This is a genomic window from Terrabacter sp. Soil810 (assembly GCF_001429645.1).
In the GTDB taxonomy this organism is placed as follows: domain Bacteria; phylum Actinomycetota; class Actinomycetes; order Actinomycetales; family Dermatophilaceae; genus Terrabacter.
In genome coordinates this window covers 746275-770795 of record NZ_LMSW01000001.1, presented here as the reverse complement: position 1 = coordinate 770795, position 24521 = coordinate 746275, and the positions used below count along the sequence as shown (strand labels likewise).

Here is a 24521-nt window from a genome sequence, read left to right as displayed (position 1 = left end):
TCCGCCGCACGGGTACGCCACCCGTCGTCAGTGCTCGCCGAGCACGGCCCGGGTGCGGGCGACCAGCCGGGTCGCCGCCTCGATCGTCGCTGCGAGGGACTCCTCGGTCGCCCCCAGCGAGCCCAGGGCCTGCGCGGCGTCACGGGAGAAGCCTGCCGGCGCCCGGGGCAGCGTCGCCACCGCGGGGACGAGCCCCTTCTCGTTCGTCACCCACCGACCGGCGTCGGCATGGAGCGCGTGCGCGCACAGCAGGAGCGCCCGCGCGAGCGCCAGCGAGACGTACGTCGTGTCCGCTCGTTTGGCACCCTTGCCCGCCGCGCCGAGCAGGAAGTCGGCCTCCCACAGCGCGCCGACCAACGCGTCGCGCAGGGCACGGGGGTATGCCGTCACGCCCGTCCGCAGGGACGCGAGCCGACCCGACGGGTCGGCCAGGACGACCCCGGTGGCCAGCTCGCCGGCATACGACACGTCGAGGAAGCCGAGAGGATGGCCGGCCTGAGCGTGGAAGGCGAACTCGCCCCGACGAGCCCGATCCGTCTGCGCGGCAACGCGATCGACGTCGCGCAGGATCCAGTCCACTGCCGTGCCGTCGACCTCGAGCCAGCCTCCCGCGTCGACCCACTGGCCCCACGAGCCGGGCTCCCCCACCATGACGTCACGCCCCGACCACCGGCTCGCGAGCCGGCTCAGCCCGGCGGTGTCGGGCGTGCCCTCGTAGTAGACGCCGAGGTCGACGTCGGACGTCGGCAGCGCGTCCCCCCGCGCCCGACTGCCCCCCAGCACGACACCGACGACCCCGCGCACGTCGGTCAGCTCGTCGACCATCCGGCGCAGCGTCTCGTCGGGGATCATCGCGACACCGTCGGCATGGGGCGGAGGCTACCCGAGGCGACGCGACGCCGGCCTCCGCGAGCGCGGTGACCGCGACTGCCGATGCAACGCACCTTCTAGGATCGGTGCCAGCCCGGCCGATGCCGGCAGAGCCCGACGACCGCTGGCGGTGTGGTGCCGCGCGGCACGTGCCGTCCTGCGCCCGACAATTCGGTGGGCGCCACGTGGCTCGTGCGCGACACTGACCGACGTGGACGAGGTCGAGGTCGTGGTGGCCCACCAGGCGCGGGCGACACTCCGCGTCGGCGACGTGTTCCTGAAGGTCGACGGGGACCAGACGTACACCGACGTCGAGGTCGAGGCGATGACGCTGGCGCCGATCCCGACCCCGAAGGTCCTGTGGCGCAAGCCGCCCGTGCTCGCGCTGGCCGCGCTGCGGGGGACGGCGCTGGGTCGCCTCGGCGAACCGTCGACCGCGTCGGCGGGGGCGTGGACCGCGGCGGGTGCAGCGCTGCGCGTCCTGCACGACGCGCCGTTGCCGCCATGGCCGGGCGCGAGCCTCGACGAGAAGGCGTCGAGCCTCGAGAGCGAGTGCGCGTGGCTCCTGGCGAACGACGTCCTTCCGGCGGGCCTGGTCACGCGGAACCGGGAGGTCGCGGAGGCGGCACTCCGGCCGTGGAGGCCGGTGTTCATGCACGGCGACCTGCAGGTCGCCCACGTCTTCGTCGACGGTGACGAGGTCACCGGCGTCCTGGACTGGTCCGAGGCGGGCCAGGGCGATGGGATGTACGACGTCGCCAGCCTGACGCTCGGCCATCCGGAGCACCTCGGCGACGTCGTCGCCGGCTACGGCGCGTCGTCCGTCGACCTCGACGTCGTCCGGGCCTGGTGGTCACTGCGCAGCCTGACGGCGATCCGCTGGCTCGTCGAGCACGGCTTCGACCCGGCGGCACCGGGCTGCGAGATCGACGTGCTGAGGGCGCAGCTCTGAGGATGCTCGCGCTCGGACCGATCGTGCGCGATCGGCCGGGGTCAGAGCCGCCGCACGGTGAACACGGTGGTCCCGCGTGCCGGGTCGACCTCCTGGCGGTCCGTCTCGGTGAAGCCCACCTTGGCGAGCACCCGGCGCGAGGCGGCGTTCCAGTCCCAGACCGTGGCCCAGACCCGTTCGTAGCCGGCCGATCTCGCCCAGTCCAGGACCGCGCTCGAGGCCTCGGTCGCATAACCCTGGCCCCAGACCCGACGGAGCAGCTCGAACGCCAGCTCCGGCTCCCCCTCCGCTCCGCGTCCGCTCTCGACGAGGCCGCAGTAGCCGATGACGTCACCGACGTCCTTCCGCTCGACCGCCAGCAGACCGATCGACGACGGCTGGTCGGTGCGGATCGACTCCTCGAGGTCTGCGACCGTCGGGTGTCCGTCCGCGTCGATGCGGCGATGCGGGGGCACGCGTGAGTCGCGTTCGGTCCACAGGTCACGCTGGACGACGGCCTCAGACACCCGCCAGGGCCGCAGCAGCAGGCGACTCGTCTCGAGCCCGACCTCGCGACCGCGGCTCGCTCCACCCGTCATGCACGCGACCCTCTCACGGGGCAACACCCACCCGACGCGGGGTCACGGACCATCTCATGCGGCCATGTGTGCGCTTAGCGCACAGCGGTGCGCAATGCGAACGAATTGCTAGGATCGGCGCCCTCGTCGAGGAGGTCGAGATGAGCGAATCAGTCGTAGAGAGCCGACAGGCCACGCCGGCGCGGGACAGTCAGGCCGAGATCAGCGCCGAGATCGCGCACGTCCACGGCGAGGACGAGGCCCGCGGCATCGCGAGGGTCCGCCAACCACGCCTTCGCCGTCGCGGAGCAGGAGCTCGCCCGCTTCGAGCAGTCCGAGGGCGAGACGACCATCGACACTGACACCGACCACCACGACGCACACGACAGCGGCCGCGCGCGCGGCCCGGAAGCAGGAGTCCGGTGATGACCACTGCCGCATACGTCTACGACGCCGTCCGCACCCCGTTCGGCCGCTTCGGGGGACTGCTCGCCGGCACTCGCCCCGACGACCTCGCAGCCCACGTCGTCCGGCAGATCGTGACCCGCGCGCCCGGCCTCGCCGAGGGTGGCTTCGGCGAGCAGGTCGACGAGGTCGTGCTCGGCAACGCCAACGGGGCCGGCGAGGAGAACCGCAACGTCGCACGCATGGCCACCCTGCTCGCCGGCCTGCCGACGAGCGTCCCCGGCACCACGGTCAACCGACTCTGCGGCTCCAGCCTCGACGCGGCCATGCTCGCCTCGCGCTCGATCGAGACCGGCGACGCCGACATCGTCATCAGCGGAGGGGCCGAGTCGATGAGTCGTGCCCCCTGGGTGCTGCCCAAGACCGAGAAGCCCTATCCCGCAGGCGATCTGGCGCTGGCCTCGACGACGCTCGGATGGCGGCTGGTCAATCCGGCCATGTCGTCGGAGTGGACGGTGTCGCTCGGCGAAGCCACCGAGCAGCTGCGCGAGAAGCACGGTGTCACCCGAGACCGCCAGGACGCCTTCGCGGAGCGGTCGCACCGCCTCGCCGACCAGGCGTGGAACGACGGCTGGTACGACGAGCTCGTCATCCCCGTGCCCGGCGTCGACCTCACCCGCGACGAGTCGATCCGTCCCGACACCACGACGGAACGGCTGGCCGGACTGCGCACGTCCTTCCGCAAAGAGGGCGGCACCGTCACGGCCGGCAACGCCTCGCCGCTCAACGACGGTGCGTCGGCCGTGCTGCTCGGCAGCGAGGCAGCCCGCGACGAGATCGGTCTCGACCCCGTCGCCCGGATCGCAGGGCGCGGCGCGACCGCGCTCGAGCCCCAGTACTTCGGCTACGCCCCCGTCGAGGCGGCGAACGCCGCGCTCGCGCGGGCCGGCATCGCGTGGGACGACGTCTCCGCCGTCGAGCTCAACGAGGCGTTCGCCGCTCAGTCGCTCGCGTGTCTCGACGCCTGGCCGATCGACCCCGAGATCGTCAACCGGCACGGTGGCGCCATCGCCATCGGCCACCCGCTCGGGGCCTCGGGCGGCCGCATCCTCGGCACCCTCGCCCGCGACCTGCAGCGCAGCGGCGGCCGGTGGGGCGTGGCGTGCATCTGCATCGGTGTCGGCCAGGGTCTCGCGGTCGTGCTCGAGAACGTCAGCGCCCCGAGCGCGGAGCCAAGGACACGGTCGTGATGATGACCCTGCTCACCCGCTACGGGCAGTGCACGCTCGTCGACGCGTGCACCTACCCACTCACCGGGGTGGCGTGCGTCAGCAGCGTCTACACCGACGTGGCCGTGTTCCCCATCGACCGCGACGCCGCCGCAGCGGACGCCGACGTCAGCGTCCTCGTGCGCGAGACCCACGGGATGACGTTCGACGAGCTGCAGGCGCTGGTGTCGGTGCCGCTGCGGCGCGCCTGACCGAAACCCATGGATCGCCTTGTGACACAGTAGCGCCGGGAGGAGCTCATGCCTGAGGCAAGCGGCAGCCGGGAGATGGTCAGGTCCGTCGCCAAGACGCTCGACGTCATCCGCGCCTTCGACGCCGAGCACCGCGACCTGACGCTGAGCGACGTCGCGAGGCGCACCGGGCAGACCAGGGCGAGCGCCCGTCGCTTCCTCCTCTCGCTCGAGGCGCTCGGCTTCGTCCGGAGCGACGGTCAGCTCTTCTCGCTGACCCCACGCGTGCTCTCGCTCGGCCACGCCTTCCTGTCCCTGCGCCTGCCCGTCGTGGCCGAGCCACACCTCAAGGCCCTCACCGCAGACCTGGGCGAGTCGACGTCGGCATCCGTGTTCGACGGCGACGACATCGTCTACGTCGCCCGCGTGCAGACCCGGCGGATCATGGCCGTCGAGATACGGGTCGGCACGCGCTTTCCCGCGTACGCCACGTCGATGGGCCGCGTCCTGCTGGCCTTTGCGTCCGCCGACGCCCTCGAGGCGTACTTCGAGCGCGCGAGCCTCGAACCGGTCACGCCCCACACCCTCTTCGACCCGGCGGCCCTGCGCGATGAGCTCGGGCGCACCCGCGAGCGCGGCTGGGCCGTGGTGGACCAAGAGCTCGAGATCGGCCTGCGCTCGGTGGCCGCGCCGGTCTTCAACCCCCGGGGCGAGGCCATCGCCGCCATCAACGTGTCGACGACCAGCGCGTCCTCCGACCGGTTCGCGGACGAGGAGCTGGCCCGGCGCCTGCTCGCGACCGCCGGCGCGATCGGCGACGACCTGCGGCTGACCCGGTCCGAGATGGCCGACGAGCCCCAGCGCTCGGGGGCGCCCAAGCCCTGACTGCGCGTCGGTGCCGGCCAGCTCCATCGTGACCGGGCGCTTCACGTCGAGCTGCTCGAGCGCCGTGGCGGCTACCAGGATTTCGGAGCCGCCAGCACCCTCTTGCGACGTGCGGCTCAGGCCGCGACGGCGTGGCCCTGATTCGGAGCGGCACCCACGTGGACCTGCCAACCAGCTGGACGACCCAGCACGTGGAGAGTCCGGCAACCGCTCAGGCCTCCGGGCGGCCGTGCCGATGAGCGTGCGGTGTTGTCTCGAGTCGTTCTACACGATCCCCCGCCGCGACAACGTGTCCAGGTCGCGCCTGCAGAACCCGTGGTGTTCCCATTCCTCGTTGAGCACTGTGACGAGGCACTGCTGCACGCGCCGGCCCTTGGCATACGGCGGCCATCTGTCATCGTCCGGCACCGGCGCGGGCTCTGCGAGTTGTTCGGGTGTGACCTCGCCCAGCCACGCCTCGATCTCCGACGCCTGCCGGTCGCGCACGATGAGCACCTCGTCGAGACCCGGCCGGGCCGACTGGTCGAGACCCAGCTCCTCCTGATCCGGCACGAACGGAGACGCCAGTCCCATCGCCGTGAAGGGCTCGGTCAGCCCGAGCACGCAGCGCCGGAACCAGGAGTCGTGCACGAAGACGAGGTGCCGCAGGGTCTCGACCATCGACCACTCACCGTCGACACCCTGATGCTCGCTGCCCTCGGGCATGGACCGGACTCGCTCGATGGTCGTGGCCCAGTCATCCCCCAGCTGTCGCCACGCCTGTCGCAGGTCACCCGGCTGGTCGGAGCGGATGAGCAGCCGCACCGGGTGGCGCCGGTCGAGCTCCGCCTCGACGTACGGCATCACCTCGACCCCGTTGACCGTGAGGTTGGTGACCAGGCCGTCGATCTCCACGTTCTGCATGACAACACCGACCAGCCGCGCCCCACTCAGGTCGCACTCGCGGAACTCCGCCCCGGTCAGGTCCTCGTCGTCAAAGCGCCGCATGCAGACAGGCTAGGACGCCTCGCACACGCGCGCGATCGGATCGGCCGCCGAGCGGGCGATCATCAGTTCCCATGCACCCCCGGGCGACGTGAGCGCGGCCAGCACCAGGAAGGCGACTGCCCATTCGTAGGTCTTCGCGTCGTCTCCACCGAGACTGAGGGTCAGGAGGCTGCAGGTCGTGAGGACGAGCCCACTTCCGACGCGGACGTACCCCGGAGCGCGCAGATGGCGGAACTCCCACCGTGGGATCACACGTCGCGCACCGACACGCTGGGCGATGGCGTCATCGATCCGTGGATCCATCGTGGAGACCTCCTCCCGGCCCCAGTCTCCTCCACGGGCTCGCCGACGCCCAGGGCCAGGTGTCACACCGGTGTCCGGCAGCGTGGCCGGCGCCATCGGAATGGTGACCCTCAGATGAAGGGGCCGTTCAGCTGACGGGCATTCCCCGCTTCGAGCTTCGCTCGGGCTCGCAGCGCGGACTCGAACGCATCAGGCATGTCCGGGGTGACGACGGGACTGACCCGACGCCCGAGGTCAACGACGAAGACGGCCTTCTTCCTCGGTCGCCTCGTGTCCAGGTTGGCCCAGTACCGCGGATTGCCCGTCCCCCAGAGGCGCCACTTGCCAGACAACACTCCCCTGACCTCGATGCGCTGGAGGCCCTGGATCTGCGAGTACGGGACGCTCTTGGTAGCGAACGGGAAGCGTACGAGTGGACCTCCAGCCGGTCAGGGCCGCACACGATCGTGCCGTCGTCGTAGCTGTCGGTCACCGTCGAAACTCTATCCCCGCCACGGACGGACGCTCATGCCGCGCGTGAGGGCGGGACGCCCCGAGTGCGGGCCCGACCCTGGTGTGCCTGCAACGTCGGCCCCGGCCCGCGGTCGGTGCGCACTACCCCACGACGTCGTCGTCGCGGCACTGCGCACGCTCCCCGTCACCGACCGCGTCCTTGCACCCACCTCGTAGAGCGGGCGCGGTCGAAGCGCGGGAACGCAGCAGGGTTAGAATCTGCGTATGGATGCAGATACGCAGCATGGTCGGCTCCCTGACGAACAGGTGGAGCTGGCCGTCGAGATCTTCCGGATGCTCGCCGACGGCACTCGTATCCGCCTCCTGTGGGAGCTGCGCGACGTCGAGCGCTCGGTGAACGAGCTCGCGGAGGTCGTGGGCAAGCCCGCGCCAGCGGTCTCACAGCACCTGGCCAAGCTGCGGATGGCGCGCATGGTCCGTACTCGTCGAGACGGCAACCAGGTGTTCTACCGGGTCGAGAACGACCACGTCGCGAGCCTGGTCCGCGACGCGATCCACAACGCCGAACACGCCTCCGACGGCGTCCCGTCACACCACCGGTCCGCCGACTCGACCATCACCCGGATCGCCGGAAGGGGGCGGAGTCGATGAGCGCCTCCCAGCATCAACACCGGCATGACCATGCTCACGACCGCCCGCACGACCACGACGGTCACGAGCAGAGCCACGAGCACGCGAGTGGCTGGTGGGCTCGACTCCGGCACGCGGTCACGCCCCACTCGCACGACGCGGCGGACTCCATCGACTCCGCCCTGGAGTCGAGCGCCCGCGGCATCCGCGCGGTCAAGATCGGCCTCGTCGTCCTCGGAGTCACCGCTCTCGCGCAGCTCGCCGTCGTCTCATTCTCGGGGTCGGTAGCGCTGCTGGCCGACACCATCCACAACTTCAGCGACGCCCTGACCGCGGTCCCGCTCTGGATCGCCTTCGCCCTCGGGCGACGCGCAGCCACCCGGCGTTACACCTACGGCTACGGCCGCGCCGAAGACCTAGCCGGACTCTTCGTCATCGCCATGATCGCCCTGTCAGCCGTGGTCGCCGGGTGGGAGGCCATCGACCGGCTGCTGCACCCAGCGCCCGTGGACAACGTCGGGTGGGTGGCGCTCGCCGGACTCGTCGGTTTCGTCGGCAACGAGACGGTCGCCGTCTACCGCATTCGCGAAGGCCGGGCCATCGGGTCGGCCGCCCTCGTCGCGGACGGCCACCACGCGCGTACCGACGGCTTCACCTCCCTCGCGGTGCTACTCGGTGCGGGCGGCGTCGCCATCGGGTGGGACTGGGCCGACCCCCTCGTCGGCCTCGTCATCACCGTCGCGATCGTCTTCGTGCTGCGCACCGCAGGCCGCGACGTCCTGCGACGCCTCATGGACGGCATCGACCCCGCCCTCGTCGACGCAGCCGAGACCGCCCTCTTCCGGATCCCGGGAGTCACCGCCGTGCGCAGCGTCCGGATGCGCTGGATCGGCCACGAGATCCACGCCGAGGCCGAGCTCGACGTCGATGCCGCCACCACCCTGGGGCAAGCACACGATCTGGCGCACCGCGCCGAGGCCGACCTCGTGCGTGCGACACCGCGGCTCACCACCGCAGTGGTCCACGCCTACCCGGCCCACCACGACGAGCTGGTCCACCCACCCGCATAGTCCTCGGGAGCACGCCCACCGGGTCGCACGACCCACGGGGTCGCACGACCCACCGGGTCGCACGTCCACGCCGCGGGCGCCGACCTTCTCGATCTCCGTCTCCAGGACGAGCACGAAGAACTACGTCGTCGCTTGGCGTAGGTGTGCGGTCATGCCGCTCTTGAGGGGAACGAGGATCGCCTGACCACTACCTCCGCGGGCAGCTCAGCAGCCGGCCATCGGTGCGCAAGCGGATACGGGACCCAGCGCTAGGTAGCGATCGTGCCGTCGGTCCATCCGCGCCAGAAGACGTCGAGGCCAGCCGCTAGCTGTGTTGTTCGGCCCTCGATCGGGTACCAGCAGCTCACGGCTCGTTGTCCCTCAAACACGACGAATGGGTCTCCGGCTCCGTTGTCCCCGAAGGCGATTGCCTCGTGCGGCAGCATCTGGTCGCTCCGCCGGCGAAGATTCTCTGCAATGAGCATGTCGAGCGGCCAGATGACGAACCACTGTCCGGCGGCATCGACCACCCCATCACTCACCAAGTAGAGCGAACGCAGTTCCGCGGGGAACATCAGGGCGAGGGCCTGCTCCGCGGCGTCGAGTTGGTCGTCAGTGGCCCCTGGCGCCCGCTTGTAGCTGTCGCGTTGAAGCAGCTCATCCCCGTCGGGCATGAGCACATGCTGGCAGGGGCACCCCACGGAGCGCACTCATCTGCCGCGTTGAAGACGGGACGTCCGACCATGCCGGATTGAGTCCGGACGCCCTCCCATCGAAGGACGGCCGACCAGGCGTGAGTCTGCGGCCTCGACGATCAGCAATCCGACGACGGTTCGACTGCTGTGACCGTTCCACGAGGGCCGGAAGTGGGCCGTCCGATGCGTGATACACAACAGTGACGCATTGGTTCAGCCGCAGCCCTTCAACGAACTGGGCTGTCGCCACGAAGCATTCGCCAGAGGCCAGTGGAGCACCGAGACAGAGCCGGGGCGCAGTCGTCGTCACCACCCCGTGAAGCGATCACCCGTGGTAGTGCACCCTCCGATGGCCACACTGACAACGTCGGCCACGATGGCGGAGAGCGGTCTGCGCACGCGGACAACATACGGTGCGGGTGTGCAGAGTTGGGACAAGCGACTCACAGAGATGCCACGTCGAGGACGGGACGTCCGACCATGCCCCGACGGGCGCGCGTTCCACTCGAGGCAGTCGCGCCGCCGTGTATCAGTACCTGAACTCGACGAGGCCCTCGAAGTCCTCTGCGCTCGTCCACCCGCAATGCTGTCGGCCAAGGCGAGACCTCAACCTGCCGGGTCCACGTCAGGTGAACGAGGAACGCGAGCTCGCCGGCCGCTACGAGCACCTCATCTTGAGGTGATGCCTCAGCCACGACTTCCCAGTGCTGTCCGTGCAGAACATGCCCTGGACCGACCTCACGCCGCAGCTCTGCACCCACCATGCGGGCACGCTCGGCGTCTGACCGCAGGTCCACCATCGGATCCACGAAGACGTACGCGTCTGTCCACGACATGACAGAACCGTAGTGACCGCGTGGTACCCGGCAGCGGCCAGCGACGTCAGGATCTGCCGCCGAGCGGACGCACTGACATGTACGCACCGAGTGGGCAGCACTGCGGCGTTTGGCGGTTCGAAGCTGAGCCTCGATCGACGCCGCTGTCGCCTGCGGGCGGGCGACTACTTCGACGTTGGCCGCCGCACGTGCGCGGAGTCGTGACGTCGGCGAGAAGGCAGCTGGCCCAGCGGGCGGCTTCACTCGCGGCTGCCGCGGTGGCGACCGCCAGCGTCAGAGCCGTAAGGGCCAGGTCTCCCTTGTTGTGGTCGCGTAGTCGCATAGCTTCCATGTGCCCGCTATCGGGTTCCCGTAAACGTGCTGGCGTGGGGCCGACCGCGCCACGCAATGCGGGAGTCCTCGTCCGCGCTGCTGAACGGAATGCTGGTGTCGGCAAGGGGCAAAGAGGATCTGTGCGATGTCGTTCGTGGGCGACGACTGGGCCGAAGACCATCACGATGTCGAGCTCGTCGACGAGCACGTCAAGGTCAGGGCGAAGCAGCGCAGCTCACGGGTTGTCTCACCCGGGTTGCCGGGCGGATGCAACCATCAGGCCGCTTGGGGGTTCGTCCGGAGTGGAGGCATGGTCAGGGCGAATCGGCAGGTGGTCAGCTCATGGACGACGAGGGCGACGCGGTCCGCGCGGTGTACGAGCTGTCCTACCGGCGGCCCTCCGAGGACCACCTCGCCCTCGTGTACGCGTTGAGCGAGCGCATTCTGCCGCAGATGGCCGGTCACGTCGGCGACCACGTGGAGGCCGACCATGTCTGACTTGCGAAGCTTCGTCCGCGACACCGAGTGGTCGGTTGACCAGCCGCCCTTCGAGGTCATGATCGCGATCCAGCGCCGGGCCCGCCGGCGCCGATCGGCCCTCTCCCTCTCCGCCGCGGTGGCCACCGTCCTCGCCCTGGCGCTGGCGGGCGCCGGCCTGGGACAGCTCGGCCACAGACAGGTCCCGTCCGGGTCGGCACCGCAGCTGCTCGTGCCGGACTGGACCGCCGACCAGATCGTGGACCACCCCGACGCGTTCGTCGTCAAGCAGCTCGAGTCCCGCCCCAACCCGAGCACCACCCTGACGGTGTGGAAGCGCTGCACCCAACCCCGCGCGGACCATGACTGCTTCGGCCGCGAGGCCATCGCTGTCGTGGATGGCTCCGGACACCGGCTCGTCACCCTCGGAGCGGTAACGGGGTCGATTCAGCAGCCCTCGCTGGGTGATGACGGGCTGCTCCGCGAGGTCGACGACGGGCTCTGGTACTGGGCGCACGACGACCCCGGCCCGTACCTGCTGTCGGCGACGATGAGCCAGCCGGTGCAGCTGCCCGTCCTGGACCGGCCCGCCACCCACAGCTTCGGGGTCCCCAGTATCGAGTGCGCAGACCGGGTAGGCCTGTGCACCCTCGACCAGAACGCGAGGACCCTCGAGCGGCTCGCCATCCCGCAGGTCCCACATACGCGCTGGGCGACCCCGACGGCCACAGGCTGCGGGCTCTGGGGCCTCGCCGGGGTCGGCGGCAACCTCCGCCTGGTGATCCAGCAGCGCGACGGCTCCTTCGCCAGCGCCGACATCCCGGACGACAGCGCCGCGGCCGCCATGGCCGAGGGTGGCCCCGGCTGCGAGATCGCCTACTTCCAGACCAGCGTCGCGAACACACACCAGCTCGTCGTAAGCCTCGACCAAGGGAAGACATGGCAGATCCGGCAGACTGCGATGCCCCAGGGGACGGGCTACGCCGAGCGGCAGCCCCGGTTCAGGACTCTGATCCCGCCACGGTGGGCGGATTTGCCCCCGATGCCACAGCCGCTCGCGGCTCCTCGAGGTCTTCAGCCGCTCTGACGCTTCCGGACTCGCATCCACCTCGCCCTCCGCGTCGAAATCTCCGCCCCTTCGAGGATCTGAACCCCCGACGAAGCACATGGACGCACGAGGTCACTCGAGCGTATGCAACCGAAACACCGTCCGGGGGTTCGTCTCAGTGGAAGCATCGTCAGGGAGATTCGGCAGGTGGTCAGCTCATGGACGACGAGGGTGACGCGGTCCGCGCGGTGTACGAGCTGTCCTACCGGCGCCTCGTGACCCAGATGGTGGCGCTGTGCGGCAACCGGTCCGAGGCGGAGGACCTCGTGCAAGAGTCGTTCCTGACCGCGCTCACGCATCGACAGGACTTCACACTGGCCGCCAACAAGGAGGCGTGGCTGCGGACGGTGGCCCTGAACGTGCTGCGCAACCGCTGGCGCCGCGCCCGGGTCGCCGGGCGCATCCTGCCGAAGTTCCGTGCAGAGCTCGAGATCGACCTCGGGCCGCAGGCCCCGGAGGACCACCTCGCTCTCGTGTACGCGTTGAGCCAGCTGAGCCTGCCCGTCCGGGTGACCGTCGTGCTCCACTACATCGGCGACCTCAGCGTCGCGCAGATCGCGCACGAGCTGTCCGTCCCGGAGGGGACGGTCAAGGCTCGTCTGGCCCGGGCCCGCGTCAAGATGGCTGCCCACCTCATCGACCACGAGGGGGCCGATCATGTCTGACCTGCGCAGCTTCGCGCGCGACACCGAGCGGTCCGTTGACCCGCCACCCTTCGAGGTCATGATCGCGGGCCGCCGCCGAGCGCGGCACCGCCGCGCGGCCTTCTCCGTCGCCGCCGCGGTCGCCGCCGTCCTTGCCCTGGCGCTGGCGCTCGCCGGGCTGGGCCAGCTGCACCACAAGCAGATCCCGGCCCTGCCGGCACCGCAGCTGCTCGTGCCGGACTGGACCGCGGACCAGATCGTGGACCACCCCGACGCGTTCGTCGTCAAGCAGCTCGAGTCCCACACCGACTCCCGGACCGTTCTGACGGTGTGGGAACGCTGCCCCCACCCCGACCCACACCATGACTGCCTCGGCCGCGAAGCCATCGCTGTCGTGGACGGCTCCGGACACCGGCTCGTCACCCTCGGGGCCGTCACCAACTCGAGCCAGCAGCCCTCCGTTGCTGGGGACGGACTGCTCCGCGAGGTCGCACCCGGCGTCTGGTACTGGGCGCACCAACACCCCGGCCCCTACCTGGTGTCGGCGACGATGCGCCAGCCGGTGCAGCTCACGGTCTCGGACCGCCCCGCCACCCACGGCTTCGGGGCCCCGAGCATCGAGTGCGCAGACCAGGTTGGCCTGTGCACCCTCGACCTGAACGCGAGGACCCTGGGGCGGCTCGCCATCCCGCAGGTCCCCGACACCCGCTGGGCGACCCCGACCGCCCTCGGCTGCGGGCTCTGGGGCCTGGCCGGGGTCGGCGCCAACCTCCGCCTGGTCATCCAGCAGCGCGACGGGTCGTTCGCGAGCGCCGACCTGCCGACCGCCCCCTACTCCACGACCATGGCCGAGGGCGGACCGAACTGCGAGGTCGCCTACTACCAGAACGTCACCGACAACAGGGACCAGCTTGTCGTCAGCCTCGACCACGGCAAGACCTGGCAGATCCGCCAAACCCCCTTACCGCAAGTGGCCGGATACTACGAGCATCAGCCCCGAGACCGGTTCCTCATCCCGCCCCACTGGGCCGACCTGCCCCCGATGACCCACCCGCTCAAGTCACCCGGAACCCTCCACCCGCTCTGACGGGCCAGGGCGCGCTCCACCCGCTGCGCCAGCAGTGGATGCGGATTCGGCTCGGCGGCCGGTTCTCCAAGGGCCTCGATCCGATCGGCAACCCAGAAGCGCCCTCTTCTGCCCGTTGAGGGCGGCCACGCTCGCCCGGTCATGTCGCGTTGAGGGCGGGACGCTCGCTCATGCCGTTGATGGGTCGTGCCGATGAGCAAGCGCGTTGCCCCGTCTCCGGGCCCCGGCCCCGGTAGGTGAGACCCAGGCGCGTACCTAGGAGACGGCCTCCAGGGCGAAGAAGATGAACCCGATGAAACGGGTGGGGTCGGGTTCGCTCGGAGGCAGCAGCTCTGGCGGCGTATCGGGCGACACCGGCGGCTCGCTGATCCCCGAGATCCTGAAGCCCGCGGCCGTGAACGACTCCGACATCGCGCTGAGCGAGCGGTACCAGATCGTGAGGGTCGCAGATACGCCGTCGAAGTCGTACTCCTCCGCGTTCGCCACGGTCGCGAAGTAGTTGACCTCGGGATACATCACCGGCGGGATGATCGGGTGGTTGACCACCACGACCAGCCGACCGCCGGGGCTCAGCACGCGGCGCAGCTCGGCCAGCGGCCGCGACCAATCCTCGAGGTAGTGCAGCACGAGCACGGCCACCGCGTCGTCGAACGCCTCGGCGTCGTACGGAAGGGGCTGGGTCAGGTCGGCCACCTTGAGGTCGGCCTCGTCTCCGAGCCGCTCGCGGGCGAGCCGGATCATCGCGGGGCTCGCGTCGAAACCAGCCACGTTCGCGCCCTGCTCCTTCAGGTCGGCGAGGAGCGGCCCGGAACCACAGCCAGCATCCAAGATCCGGCGCCCGGCGACGTCCCCGAGCAGGTCCAGCACCGCCGGTCGGGCGTACCACCGGTTGAACAGGCCGTTCTCGTTCGCCCGCGTGTACGCATCAGCGAAGGCGTCATAGTGGTCCGGTTGCTGCTCGGCGGCCTGCGTCTCGGAGGTCATGCCACGGCAGTGTGTCAGGTCGTTGGGCACGTGGACGTGGACGACGCCGCTGCTGCACACAGAAGAGTCTGGCGCCGCGACACGCGCACCAGTCGCGGGCGGTCATCGGCCGTACGCTGCGAGCGTGACCTACCGATTCGACCTAGTCGCCGAGGGGGGACACCTCGAGTTCTCAGAGAACGGTTGGGACCAAGCCCGGTTCCACCTGAGCGAGTTCCAGCCGGCCTCGAGCGTGCGTCTTGTCGGTGACCCGCCCCCACGCATCCGAGTCGTTGCGCGGGGATCTTGCTGCGAGGTAGCGCCCGCACTTGTCTCGCGTGTGGAGGAGCTTGCGGGCACCCCACTCCGGGTGGAGATGGTCGACTGACTTTTGCGCTCATGCCGCTGATGATGCGTGTCATGGTGCTGGCGGCAGCCCCGCGCGGGACCACCCCACGGGTCCAGTAGCCTGTCCCCGTTGGCCGGCCCGACAGGGCCTCGTTACAGCGAGGGTCACAGCGACCCTTGCAGCGAGGTTTCTAGCAAGGGTTTCAGCCATGCCCCGCCCTCGTAGCTCAGGGGATAGAGCACCGCTCTCCTAAAGCGGGTGTCGCAGGTTCGAATCCTGCCGGGGGCACCACACGTTTCCGCAGTTCAGGGGTTGTTTTCAGCGCCGAACTCTGCGATGCGCGGCAACACCGAACCCTGCCGGGTGCCCGTGGGGTGCCTAAGAGCCGTGTTCACGCGATCGAGCGCCGCCCTGCCGGCGTCCGTCCCCATGAGGTGGCCGTACGTGTCGAGAGTCAGTTTCGCGGTCGAGTGACCGAGCCACGAGGACACGGTCTTGATGTCCACGCCAGCTGAAATCCAGAGACTGGCCGCGGTGTGCCGGAGGTCGTGGGGACGACGCCCGAGTCCCGTGGTCGTCCAGTGAACCGCTCTACGCCAGTTCTGCGCAGATAGGTAGCCGCCCTCCGGTGCCGGGAAGAGCAGATCGTCCGGTCGGTCATCGCCTCGCCGGCGGCGTACCGGGTGGCCCAGCGTTTGACGGTCGGCCACGAGCACTGGAACCGGGCCGCGACCTCCGTGATCGCCACCCCGTTGTCCACGACGAGTTGGGCCACCCGGAGCCGGGCGCGTGGGGTCAGGGCAGCGTTAGCGTGGGACACGAGGGCCTCCTGTTTGGCGAAGTGAACCTTGAGCAGTTCCACTCCACCGTGGGAGGCCCTCCCACGTCAGCAGCTCACAACGCGGAGTCGCATTCCCTCAACCAACGTGCCCGGTCAGTACAACTAGACGCGGCCTGCTTGACCTCGCCCGCTCCCCTGGTGTCGGGCACGCCCGCGGCACATTCACCACGCATTGGCGATGGTCGAAGTCGTCCTGTCATACCGAGTTGGGACGTTGTCGAGGCCGCCTTGCTACAGCCGTGGCGGGAGGAGGTTCAGACCACGTTAGAGGGGATCTCGTCCACGGCCATTCGAGGCCATCGGGCGGGAAGCACGGTGAATGTCCAGGGCAGGGCTAGGTGCTGATGCCTCTGAGGAGCAGGTCGGCGACCCCGTCAGCCCAGCCGGGTCGAACCCTGCCGTGCCGCAGCGCCTCCCCGAGGTAGGCCCCGAAGGCCACGCCGGCGAGCGACTCCACGTCGATCCCATCCCTCAGTCGACCGCTGGCGACGTCGGCGTCGATCTGCACCTGTAGGGCCTCGAGCCGGCGCCTCAGGCGGGCACGCAGGGCCGTGCTGAACGCGGGGTCGGAGTCCGCGAGCACCGCAGCAATCGCACCTCGCCCCAGCTGCTCCTCGACGAGCTCTCGGACCTGGTCGAGCACCCACCGCAGCTTGTCCTCAACCGGCAGGTCCGCGGCGGGGAAGGGTGCATCGACGAAGAGTTCGAGGGTCGCGGTGAGCAGAGCGGCTCGATCCCGAAAGCGGCGATAGATCGTCGTACGAGCCACTCCGGAGCGGGCCGCCACCGCGTCGATATGGACGGCTTGGGGCCCGTTCTCACGCAGCAGGAGCAGCGCCGCACGAGAGATGCGCTCGTCGACGGACGGGTCGCGCGGTCGGCCGGCCGCAGTTGGCATACACGGTCCTCTCGGGAACAAAAGCCTGGGCAATATCGCTACAGAGAGTGTATCGATATTTTGAGCCTGCAACCAGAGATGGAGATCCTCATGACACCCAGCGACGTCCTCGTCCCCGGCGCCCTCGCGATCCTCTTCGTGGTCGCGTGGTTCGTCTTCGGCTTGATCGACGCGACCCGGCCTGACCGACACAAAGGTCGTACCGGCACCCGCACCGGGACACCCGGGACTGCCCGGTCGGAGACCTCGCGCTGACGGCAACCGGGTGCCGCTGCTGCACCCGGCCGGAACACCACGGAACTGAACGAACGAGCGGCGGAGCCAACAGCTCCGCCGATGAAAGGAAGGTGGACGACGTGGTCGTCTACAACGAGCTGGTTGCGGTCTCGGCGGGAGCGGGACTTCTGGGATTTGCCTGGTTCCTCGCCCGACTGATCCGAGGCAAGCGCATCGACAGCGAAGGCTGGGCCGCCTTCTTCGGCGTCACCGGGCTGCTGCTGCTCGCGCTGGGTCTGCACACCACGGTGACGTGGCCCTTCGGCGGCGACGGGTTCGAGTACGCGAACGTCGCGTTCGGCCAGCCGGCCGCGGGTTTCGGCGCATTGCTCCTGTTCGCCGCCGTCTACCTGTGGCGTCACCGAGCCCTGTTCGCCGGCGAGCCGGACGAGGCCAACGCGACCGCACTTGCGGCCCTGAAGCCGATCTCGGTCTTCGTGGGCGCACTCGGGCTGGCCATGGGCGTCCTGGCCATCACGTTCGTTCGGTTCCAGCTCGGCGCGGCACCAGCGGAGGAACCCATCAGCGGCCGCTTCGGCCACCTGCCCATCCTGGAGGCGCTGTTCCTCGGCGGCCTGTGGGGCGTGGTCGCGGTCGGCGCCCTGCTCTTCGCGATCGCGCAGCTGCTGAACCGGCCGTCGTTGCTGCCGTGGGCCGTCCGGGCCTGGGTCGTCGGCGGCGCCGTCTTCCTGCTCTTCGGGGCGATGAACTACTACACGCACATCGGGATGTACTTCAACATCGCGCACGGCACCTTGCACCTGTGGTGACCTGCCGACCTGGGGCGTCCAGGCCCTGCCCCGCGCGTTCGCGGGGCAGGGCCACTCGGACGAGCTGAGGGCCTGAGGACCTGGCACCGCGCCGCGCGCCGGGATGCGCCATGCCGTCTCATTCGTCGGGTGACCCCGGGGGGACCGGCACGTTGAGGTCGAAGCGGATCCCGATCAGGCGGACGGCGAAGCACGCCAGGCCGCCAGCCAACCCCGGGATCCAGCCGTGCAGGCCGATCTCGAGGCTCACCACGGTGATCACGGCGCCGATCAGGGCCGGGACGGCACAGAGGCCGCTCTCCGCAGGACCGTCGGGACCCGGCCGATGAGCACATCGCGGATCGTGCCGCCCCCGACCGCGGTCACCGCGCCCAGGATGACGGCCGGAAGGGGCCCGAGCCCGGCATCCATGGCCTTGGTGGCTCCCGTGATGGCAAACAGGCTGGGGCCCTCGGCGTCGAGTACCTCGATCGGGAAGCTCAGCCGGTCGAGCTTCGGCCCCACCCGAAGGCGATGAGGGCACCGGCACCGGCGACCGCCAGATACCGCCAGTCACGGAACGTCGCTGGGGGCAGAGACGCGATGATGACGTCGCGGATGATGCCGCCGCCCAGGGCCGTGATCATGCCGAGCTTCAGCACCCCGACCAGGTCCAGCCGCGCCGCGCGAAGGGCAGTGAGCGCTCCGTTGAGGGCGAAGACGGCGGTACCTGCGAGGTCGAGAAGGAGCAGGCCGGTCGTCGCGCTCACACTCACGCGGGCTGCTCCTGGGGATCCGGGCTCGCCGTGCCGACACGGTACGCACGGACGGGCGGGTGAGCCGTCGGACGGAGGTGTCAGGCTGCCCGTCGTGCCTCCCAACGCAGTGGTCCTCGGAGCGCGGGACTGCTTACCGTGTTGCAGGTCTCGGCGCGCCCTTGCTCATCGCCCGCATGGCCTGGGCCAGCCCCCCACCCAGCTGGCCGCGTTGTCAGGCGACGGAGTCGGACGGTGCACCGTCCCTTAGCCTGATCGCGACGTCGATGATCATGTCCTCCTGCCCGCCGACGTATCCGGCTTCTCCGACAGCGCGGAGGATCGCATGCGCAGGCACCCCGTAACGTTTCGCAGCACGCTCGGCGTGCAGCAGGAAGCTCGAGTAGACACCCGCAGTGCCCTGGACGATGGCTGCCCGGTCCATCCACGGCAGTCTGAGGAGCATGGGGCGCACGACCTCGTCGGCCGCGCGGAGGATCCCCTGGACGTCGACACCGGTCTCGACACCGAGACGCTCAAAGGCCGCGGCCAGCACCTCAGTCGGCGCGTTGCCGGCGCCCGCGCCGACGGCGCACAGCGTGCCGTCGATCTGGCTCGCGCCGTTTCGTTGCGCGAGGACTGAGTTCGCGACACCGAACGAGAGGTTCTGGTGGCCGTGGAAGCCGACCTCGGCATCCGTGCCGAGCTCTGCTACGAGCGCAGACACTCGGTCGCCGGCGGCCTCGAGGATGAGCGCGCCGGCCGAGTCGACCACGTAGACGCACTGGCAGCCGGCGTCGGCCATGATCCGCGCCTGGGCGGCAAGCGCGTCGGGCCCGATGCGGTGCGACAACATGAGGAAGCCGACCGTCTCCATGCCGAGCCGGCGGGCGCGCCCGAAGTGCTGGGCGGACACGTCGGCCTCGGTGCAGTGGGTCGCGATGCGCGCCACGGAGGCGCCGAGGTCGTGCGCCCGGTCCAGGTCCTCGACGGTCCCCACTCCGGGCAGGAGCAGGACTGCGACACGAGCCCGTCGTGTCTCTTCGACCGCGGCCCGGATGAGCTCGAGCTCGTCGGTGCCGGAGAAGCCGTAGTTGAACGAGGAGCCACCGAGGCCGTCACCGTGCGACACCTCGATGACCTCGACGCCGGAGTCATCGAGGGCCCGCACGACGGCGCGGGCCTGCTCGACGGTCCACTGGTGACGCATCGCGTGGCTGCCGTCGCGCAACGTCGTGTCGGTCAGGCGCACGGCCCCTGGGTGCCTGGGTCGGGGAGCGGTCGTCACGGGGTCACCTTCTCCAGCTGGTGGGCGAGCACGTCGCCGACGCGGGCAGCGGCAGCGGTCATGATGTCGAGGTTGCCCGCCCAGGGCGGGAGGTAGTCGCCGTTCCCCGTCACCTCGAGGAGCACGGTGACGCGCAGGCGCTGACCGTCCGGGGTCTGCACGGGGTCGAACTGGGGTTCCGCCTTGAGGGCGTAGCCGGGGACGTAGCCCCGCACCCGTTCGAGCATCGCGACGACGGACGCGGTGACGGCGTCGGTGTCCGTGTCCACGGGGACGGCACAGAAGACGGTGTCGCGCATGACCATGGGCGGGTCGACGGGGTTGAGGATGATGATCGCCTTCCCGCGGGCGGCCCCTCCGACGCTCTCGATGGCGCGTGAGGTCGTCCGCGTGAACTCGTCGATGTTGGCCCGGGTACCGGGACCCGCCGAGCGCGACGCGATCGAGGCGACGATCTCCGCGTAGTCGACGGGCGCGACCTGCGAGACCGCCGCGACGATGGGGATCGTCGCCTGGCCGCCGCACGTGATGAGGTTGAGGTTCGGCTCGTCGTGCACGGCGTCGAGGTTGACGGGTGGGCAGACGAACGGACCGACCGCCGCCGGGGTCAGGTCGACGGCCCTGATCCCGGCCTGCGCGTAGAGGGGCGCGTGGGCGGCGTGGGCGGCCGCCGACGTGGCCTCGAACACGATGTCGGGCAGCTCCGGCCGGGCGACGAGCCACCCGACGCCCTCCGCGGACGTCTCGAGCCCCGCCGACCGTGCTCGGGCCAGCCCGTCGGACCGGGCGTCGACGCCGACCATCCAGCGCAGGTCCAGGTGCTGAGAGCGGAGCAGCTTGGCCATCAGGTCGGTTCCGATGTTGCCGGGACCGACGATGGCAGCGGTCACGCGGGGCATGCTTCCTCCGAAGGGTCGTGCGAGATGGTCGACGGCGAGGGGGTCGAGCGCTGCGGGGTGCGGACCCCGCCCACCGGCAGGGCGACGAGCAGCGCCATCACCGCGTCACGCATGGCGGCGCGCGCCACCGCGAGGTAGTGCCGCGGGTCTTGCAGATCCGGGTCCGCCGCCAGAATGGCGCGCACCGCCGCGGTGTTGGCGACGCCGACAGCGGTCCCGACGTTGACCTTCGTGATGCCGTGGCGGACGGCGGACCGCAGCTCGTCGTCGGCGACGCCCGACGAGCCGTGCAGCACGAGTGGCACGGGGCTCGCGTTCCTGAGCCGGGCGATGAGGTCGTGGTCGAGCTGCGCCGAGCGGGTGCGCATGGCGTGGCGGCTGCCCACCGCGACGGCCAGCGCGTCCACGCGGGTGGCCTCGACGTAGGTCCGCGCCTCGACCGGGTCGGTGCGCACGCCCTCGGCGTGTGCGCTGCCGACCGGCGCGTCCTTGCCCGCGACATGGCCCAGCTCGGCCTCGATCCACAGGCCGGCGCCGTGGGCCCAGTCCGCAGCGGCGCCGGTGTCCCGGACGTTGTCGCGGTAGGGCCGGGCGCCCGCGTCGAACATGACCGACGAGAAGCCGCAGTCGGCAGCCTGGCGCAGGAGGGCCCAGTCCGTCACGTGGTCGAGGTGCAGGGCGATGCGCGCGCTGCTCGTCTCGGCCACGAGTCGGCACGCGGCAGCGAGCGGGGCGAGCGCGCCACCGTGGAAGGCCGCGGCGTTCTCGCTCACCTGCAGGATCACCGGGCGCCCCGCCTCCTCGGCCGCCGCCACCACCGCCTCTGCGTGCTCGAGGGTCACGACGTTGACCGCGAGGACGGCCTCACCCGCGGCTCGGGCGCCGCGGACGAGGACGTCGGTGCGCACGACGCTCATCCGGGCTCCCCATCCTCGCCGAGCACGACCGAGCGCGAGAGCAGGTGCGGCCGGTCCGCGTCCCGCCCGGCCTCGGCCGCCAGCTCGACGGCGTAGCGGTGGAGTCGGACGAGCTCGACGAGCGGTTCGCCGCAGCCGTGCTCGACTGTGCCACCTGCTGTCTCGACGGTGGCGACGATGTCGTCGGGCAGCCGGTCGAGGCCCCACACAAGGGTCCCGGGCCCAAGGGTGGCCACGGGCCCGTGACGGTACTCCCCCACCGCGTACGACTCGGTCCACGCGCCGGCGGACTCCCGGACCTTGAGAGCTGCCTCCTCCGCGACGAACTGGCCCCACGACCGGCCGAGGATGACGAGCTGGCGGATGCCGGTGGCGGGCAGGGCACTCTCCAGCGCCGCCTGGGCACGTTCGGGCAGCGAGTCGAGCCCAGCCAGCGGCACCCGGTCGTAGGTGGCGGCGTCCACGCTCGTGGTCTGGGCAGCGAGAGCTGCCCGCAGGAGGACCAGCTGGACGGTCGGGAAGCGGGTCTGCACGACACTCTGCTCGTCGGCGAACGACAGGTCGACGATGTCGCTCGCGAGGTCGGCGAGCGGAGTCCCCTGCTCTCCGAGCAGGGCCGTGACCGGCACACCGGGCTGCTGCTCGCGCAGCGTGCGCACGGCGTCGAGCAGCTCGGACGACGTGCCCGATCGACTGATGGCGATGACCCGGTCGTACGCCCGTAGCACGGGCGGGATCTCGCTCGCGATGAGTGCATCGGTGGGACCGAGGCCGGCGGCCTCGCGCATCGAGCCGTAGGCGAGACCCACGTAGTACGAGGTGCCGCAGCCCAGGACGAGCACGCGCTCTCCTGCGGTCGGCAGCCCGGGTATGCCGTCGTGCGCCATCTCGATGGCGCGGCGCCAGAGCGCAGGCTGGCTCGCGATCTCGGCTCGCGTCGCAGGACTCAGGGCGCCGGCGGGGTCCTGAGCAGAGGTGGGCTCGGTCGTCGTGGTCACGGTGTGCCCTCCCAGGCTTTGTACGGTTCGAATGCAGGTTCGTGTGGTGGGCGCTCGTCCGCGCTCCGCGTGGTGGCCACGCTCGAGGAGGCGGTTGCGCTGAGCGTGGCGGCGAGGTCGCCGACGTCCTTGCGTCCGGCCTGCGCGGCGACGCCTCCTGCCCCCTGCGTGGACAGGCTCGCGGCCGCGACACCGAGGGAGAGCGCGACTGGCCAGTCGGCACCGCTCACGAGGGCGGCGAGCACCGTGCCCGCGAGGGTGTCCCCGGCGCCCACGGTGTCGACCACCGCGACCTCCGGAGCATGGATGTGCACGGCTCCACCCCCGAAACGGACCGTCGCCCCCTCGGCGCCGCGCTTGTGCACGACGGCGGGCAGTCGCGGGTCTGTCCCGGTCGGCATCGATGCGAGCAGGATTTCGACTGCCGCATCGGGAGAGCCGCCCGGCCCGAGGCCGGCCAGGCCCACGGCTTCGGCGTCGTTGACGAACAGCACGTCCGACTGCGCGACGGCCTCCTGAGCACCGCTCGCCCACACACGGTCAGGGTCGTCGTTCGTGTCCAGGCTCGTCGACAGGCCCAGCTGGCGAGCACGGGCGAGCCTCTCGTGCAAGGACTCTCTCGCAGACACATGCAGGAAGAAGGAGCTGACGTGCACGTGGCGCACGGCGGCGAGGACGGCGTCGGTGACCTCATCCGAGCGGAGCGACTCCATCGCACCGAGGTGAGTGAGGATCTGGCGGTCCGTGTTGTCGTCGGCCCTGACGAGGACGATCGACGAGCCGGTCGGCCGGGCCTCGTCGACGCGGACGAGCTCGGTGCGCACGCCCCGCCGGCTGAGCCAGCCGCGGCAGGTCTGTCCGAGCTCGTCGTCGCCGACGACCGCCAGGAGGGCGACGTCGGCACCGCTGGCCGCGGCAGCGCAGGCCGTGATGCCGGCCGAGCTGCCGAGCGTCATCGTCGTCGCGCCGACCAGGTCCTCCGCCTGCCCGAAGCGCAGGCTCGTCCCGGACGTGGGCACCCCGGTGACGACGATGTCGGGGCACAGCTCTCCCACGACGAGGATCGTGCCGGCCGTCGATCCGCCGGCTCCCTGGTCCATGGCACCGTGGATGGACATCAGCGCCCTCCCGACACGTCGATGGTCACACCGGTGACGTAGCCGGCGGCGTCCGAGGCGAGCCAGCAGATGGCCTCGGCGACTTCGTCCGGGGTGCCGATGCGACCGAGCGGCACCGTCGGAGCCAGGCGTTCGAGGCGCCCGGGCTGGTCTGCGTTCATGTCGGTGTCGATGAGCCCGGGGCGCACCCCGACGACGCGGATGCCTTCGCCGGCGACCTCCTGGGCGAGGCCGGTCGTGAGGACGTCGAGAGCCGCCTTGCTCATCGCGTAGTCGACGAACTCGCCTGCGGCGCCGCGCTCGGCCGCTCGCGACGACACGTTGACGACGACGCCCCCGTGGCCCCCGCGCGCCGTGCTCATCCTCTCGACGGCTCGGGCGGCGCACAGCGCGGCCCCCGCTGCGTTGACGGTGAGCGTGCGCACGAGGCGCTCCGCCGTGAGGTCGACGACCCGGGCGGCCGGGGGGAGGATGCCGGCGTTGTTGACCAGCACGTCGAGGCGGTCGAATCGATCGTCCAGCTCGGAGAAGAGCCGGTCGACCCCACCGAGGACGCCCTGGTCGAACGGCAGTGCGACGGCCCGGACGCCCTCGGCGGCGCAGACGTCGACGACCTCCGCAGCGGCGTCGTGCCGGACGGCATACGTCACGACGACGTCGTGGCCGCGGCGAGCGAGGCCACGTGCCGCAGCTGCACCGATGCCGCGGCTGCTGCCGGTCACGAGGGCGACCCGACGCTCGGGGGCGGGAGGCGTGGCCAT

Annotated in this window: 28 protein-coding genes, 1 tRNA gene and 2 pseudogenes; 13 read left to right on the top strand and 18 right to left on the bottom strand. The window is 70.7% G+C overall.

The genetic code is table 11. The features are described from left to right. Nucleotides 1-27: 27 nt before the first annotated feature. Nucleotides 28-852, bottom strand: a complete 825-nt coding sequence (locus tag ASG96_RS03510; protein ID WP_056760348.1) for a nucleotidyltransferase domain-containing protein — start codon at nucleotides 850-852, stop codon at nucleotides 28-30. 229 nt (nucleotides 853-1081) lie between these two features. Between ASG96_RS03510 and ASG96_RS03505 the strand changes: the two genes are divergently transcribed. Then, nucleotides 1082-1822, top strand: a complete 741-nt coding sequence (locus ASG96_RS03505) for a phosphotransferase family protein (RefSeq protein WP_056760347.1) — start codon at nucleotides 1082-1084, stop codon at nucleotides 1820-1822. A 41-nt stretch (nucleotides 1823-1863) separates the two neighbouring features. Here the strand turns inward: ASG96_RS03505 and ASG96_RS03500 are convergent, their stop codons facing one another. Beyond that, a complete protein-coding gene (locus tag ASG96_RS03500; protein ID WP_056760345.1) occupies nucleotides 1864-2400 on the bottom strand; it encodes a GNAT family N-acetyltransferase in 537 nt (178 codons plus the stop codon). Nucleotides 2401-2804: 404 nt separating this feature from the next. On the opposite strand from ASG96_RS03500, the gene ASG96_RS03490 reads away from it, so the two are divergent. From ASG96_RS03490 to ASG96_RS03480, 3 genes and pseudogenes are all read left to right on the top strand, one after another. Further along, nucleotides 2805-4034 (top strand): thiolase family protein, encoded by a 1230-nt coding sequence (locus ASG96_RS03490; protein ID WP_056760341.1) that lies wholly within the window; start codon nucleotides 2805-2807, stop codon nucleotides 4032-4034. Continuing rightward, nucleotides 4013-4264: pseudogene (locus tag ASG96_RS03485) on the top strand (3-oxoadipate CoA-transferase); the annotation flags it as partial. The gene ASG96_RS03490 and the pseudogene ASG96_RS03485, both read left to right, overlap by 22 nt. A 48-nt stretch (nucleotides 4265-4312) precedes the next feature. Continuing rightward, nucleotides 4313-5128, top strand: coding sequence for an IclR family transcriptional regulator C-terminal domain-containing protein (locus tag ASG96_RS03480; RefSeq protein WP_057586599.1), 816 nt, complete (start codon nucleotides 4313-4315; stop codon nucleotides 5126-5128). 264 nt (nucleotides 5129-5392) lie between these two features. Here the strand turns inward: ASG96_RS03480 and ASG96_RS03475 are convergent, their stop codons facing one another. Beyond that, complete coding sequence (locus ASG96_RS03475; protein WP_056760336.1) at nucleotides 5393-6115, bottom strand: DinB family protein; 723 nt, start codon at nucleotides 6113-6115, stop codon at nucleotides 5393-5395. Between the two features lie 9 nt (nucleotides 6116-6124). Then, nucleotides 6125-6418 carry a hypothetical protein gene (locus ASG96_RS03470; protein ID WP_057586597.1) on the bottom strand — a complete coding sequence of 98 codons (294 nt, stop codon included), beginning with the start codon at nucleotides 6416-6418 and terminating at the stop codon, nucleotides 6125-6127. Between the two features lie 717 nt (nucleotides 6419-7135). Here ASG96_RS03470 and ASG96_RS03460 point away from each other — a divergent pair. Together ASG96_RS03460 and ASG96_RS03455 are read left to right on the top strand one after the other, a co-directional pair. Continuing rightward, nucleotides 7136-7522: a metalloregulator ArsR/SmtB family transcription factor gene (locus ASG96_RS03460; protein ID WP_056760331.1), complete on the top strand. Its 387-nt coding sequence runs from the start codon at nucleotides 7136-7138 to the stop codon at nucleotides 7520-7522. Next, entirely contained in the window at nucleotides 7519-8571 is a 1053-nt protein-coding gene (locus tag ASG96_RS03455) for a cation diffusion facilitator family transporter (protein ID WP_057586595.1), read from the top strand. The genes ASG96_RS03460 and ASG96_RS03455 overlap by 4 nt, the downstream gene beginning before the upstream one ends. Before the next feature lie 248 nt (nucleotides 8572-8819). On the opposite strand, the gene ASG96_RS03450 is transcribed toward ASG96_RS03455, so the two are convergent. Next, complete coding sequence (locus ASG96_RS03450) at nucleotides 8820-9224, bottom strand: SMI1/KNR4 family protein (protein WP_157610613.1); 405 nt, start codon at nucleotides 9222-9224, stop codon at nucleotides 8820-8822. A gap of 1511 nt (nucleotides 9225-10735) precedes the next feature. On the opposite strand from ASG96_RS03450, the gene ASG96_RS23080 reads away from it, so the two are divergent. The 4 genes from ASG96_RS23080 (at nucleotide 10736) to ASG96_RS03435 (ending at nucleotide 13709) form a co-directional block, all read left to right on the top strand. Then, nucleotides 10736-10891, top strand: coding sequence for a hypothetical protein (locus tag ASG96_RS23080; protein WP_157610612.1), 156 nt, complete (start codon nucleotides 10736-10738; stop codon nucleotides 10889-10891). Continuing rightward, nucleotides 10884-11957 carry a hypothetical protein gene (locus tag ASG96_RS03445; RefSeq protein WP_057586590.1) on the top strand — a complete coding sequence of 358 codons (1074 nt, stop codon included), beginning with the start codon at nucleotides 10884-10886 and terminating at the stop codon, nucleotides 11955-11957. Before ASG96_RS23080 ends, ASG96_RS03445 begins: the two co-directional genes overlap by 8 nt. Before the next feature lie 179 nt (nucleotides 11958-12136). Beyond that, on the top strand, nucleotides 12137-12643 hold the full coding sequence (locus tag ASG96_RS03440) for an RNA polymerase sigma factor (protein ID WP_056759670.1): 507 nt from the start codon (nucleotides 12137-12139) through the stop codon (nucleotides 12641-12643). Beyond that, nucleotides 12636-13709 (top strand): hypothetical protein, encoded by a 1074-nt coding sequence (locus ASG96_RS03435; RefSeq protein WP_056759672.1) that lies wholly within the window; start codon nucleotides 12636-12638, stop codon nucleotides 13707-13709. The genes ASG96_RS03440 and ASG96_RS03435 overlap by 8 nt, the downstream gene beginning before the upstream one ends. Before the next feature lie 255 nt (nucleotides 13710-13964). Here the strand turns inward: ASG96_RS03435 and ASG96_RS03430 are convergent, their stop codons facing one another. Further along, entirely contained in the window at nucleotides 13965-14693 is a 729-nt protein-coding gene (locus tag ASG96_RS03430; protein WP_056760256.1) for a class I SAM-dependent methyltransferase, read from the bottom strand. Between the two features lie 543 nt (nucleotides 14694-15236). Here ASG96_RS03430 and ASG96_RS03425 point away from each other — a divergent pair. Next, nucleotides 15237-15312, top strand: a tRNA-Arg gene (locus ASG96_RS03425). A 14-nt stretch (nucleotides 15313-15326) separates the two neighbouring features. On the opposite strand, the gene ASG96_RS22495 is transcribed toward ASG96_RS03425, so the two are convergent. The 3 genes and pseudogenes from ASG96_RS22495 to ASG96_RS03415 form a co-directional block, all read right to left on the bottom strand. Next, complete coding sequence (locus ASG96_RS22495) at nucleotides 15327-15731, bottom strand: tyrosine-type recombinase/integrase (protein WP_235506819.1); 405 nt, start codon at nucleotides 15729-15731, stop codon at nucleotides 15327-15329. Next, nucleotides 15668-15841: pseudogene (locus ASG96_RS22490) on the bottom strand (helix-turn-helix domain-containing protein); the annotation flags it as partial. The pseudogene ASG96_RS22490 and the gene ASG96_RS22495, both read right to left, overlap by 64 nt. Before the next feature lie 355 nt (nucleotides 15842-16196). Then, a complete protein-coding gene (locus tag ASG96_RS03415) occupies nucleotides 16197-16760 on the bottom strand; it encodes a TetR/AcrR family transcriptional regulator (protein ID WP_056759675.1) in 564 nt (187 codons plus the stop codon). A gap of 90 nt (nucleotides 16761-16850) precedes the next feature. Between ASG96_RS03415 and ASG96_RS23075 the strand changes: the two genes are divergently transcribed. Together ASG96_RS23075 and ASG96_RS03410 are read left to right on the top strand one after the other, a co-directional pair. After that, nucleotides 16851-17015 carry a hypothetical protein gene (locus ASG96_RS23075; RefSeq protein WP_157610611.1) on the top strand — a complete coding sequence of 55 codons (165 nt, stop codon included), beginning with the start codon at nucleotides 16851-16853 and terminating at the stop codon, nucleotides 17013-17015. A 92-nt stretch (nucleotides 17016-17107) separates the two neighbouring features. After that, nucleotides 17108-17806, top strand: coding sequence for a DUF981 family protein (locus tag ASG96_RS03410; RefSeq protein ID WP_235509043.1), 699 nt, complete (start codon nucleotides 17108-17110; stop codon nucleotides 17804-17806). Between the two features lie 118 nt (nucleotides 17807-17924). Here ASG96_RS03410 and ASG96_RS24005 read toward each other — a convergent pair whose 3' ends face one another. The 9 genes from ASG96_RS24005 to ASG96_RS03375 all read right to left on the bottom strand — a co-directional run bounded on the left by ASG96_RS24005 (nucleotide 17925) and on the right by ASG96_RS03375 (nucleotide 24521). After that, nucleotides 17925-18068, bottom strand: a complete 144-nt coding sequence (locus ASG96_RS24005) for a hypothetical protein (protein ID WP_235509042.1) — start codon at nucleotides 18066-18068, stop codon at nucleotides 17925-17927. Between the two features lie 8 nt (nucleotides 18069-18076). Further along, on the bottom strand, nucleotides 18077-18310 hold the full coding sequence (locus ASG96_RS24000) for a trimeric intracellular cation channel family protein (RefSeq protein ID WP_235509041.1): 234 nt from the start codon (nucleotides 18308-18310) through the stop codon (nucleotides 18077-18079). Continuing rightward, nucleotides 18286-18561 (bottom strand): trimeric intracellular cation channel family protein, encoded by a 276-nt coding sequence (locus ASG96_RS23995; RefSeq protein WP_235509040.1) that lies wholly within the window; start codon nucleotides 18559-18561, stop codon nucleotides 18286-18288. Before ASG96_RS23995 ends, ASG96_RS24000 begins: the two co-directional genes overlap by 25 nt. Nucleotides 18562-18775: 214 nt before the next feature. Beyond that, nucleotides 18776-19828, bottom strand: coding sequence for a 4-hydroxy-2-oxovalerate aldolase (gene dmpG, locus ASG96_RS03400; RefSeq protein ID WP_056759676.1), 1053 nt, complete (start codon nucleotides 19826-19828; stop codon nucleotides 18776-18778). Next, nucleotides 19825-20727: an acetaldehyde dehydrogenase (acetylating) gene (locus ASG96_RS03395; RefSeq protein WP_057586587.1), complete on the bottom strand. Its 903-nt coding sequence runs from the start codon at nucleotides 20725-20727 to the stop codon at nucleotides 19825-19827. The genes dmpG and ASG96_RS03395 overlap by 4 nt, the downstream gene beginning before the upstream one ends. Then, nucleotides 20715-21644, bottom strand: a complete 930-nt coding sequence (locus ASG96_RS03390) for a class II fructose-bisphosphate aldolase (RefSeq protein ID WP_057586585.1) — start codon at nucleotides 21642-21644, stop codon at nucleotides 20715-20717. Before ASG96_RS03390 ends, ASG96_RS03395 begins: the two co-directional genes overlap by 13 nt. Then, entirely contained in the window at nucleotides 21641-22642 is a 1002-nt protein-coding gene (locus tag ASG96_RS03385; RefSeq protein ID WP_235509039.1) for an SIS domain-containing protein, read from the bottom strand. Before ASG96_RS03385 ends, ASG96_RS03390 begins: the two co-directional genes overlap by 4 nt. Beyond that, entirely contained in the window at nucleotides 22639-23760 is a 1122-nt protein-coding gene (locus ASG96_RS03380; protein WP_057586582.1) for a carbohydrate kinase family protein, read from the bottom strand. The genes ASG96_RS03385 and ASG96_RS03380 overlap by 4 nt, the downstream gene beginning before the upstream one ends. Beyond that, nucleotides 23760-24521 (bottom strand): SDR family oxidoreductase, encoded by a 762-nt coding sequence (locus ASG96_RS03375; RefSeq protein WP_057586580.1) that lies wholly within the window; start codon nucleotides 24519-24521, stop codon nucleotides 23760-23762. The genes ASG96_RS03380 and ASG96_RS03375 overlap by 1 nt, the downstream gene beginning before the upstream one ends.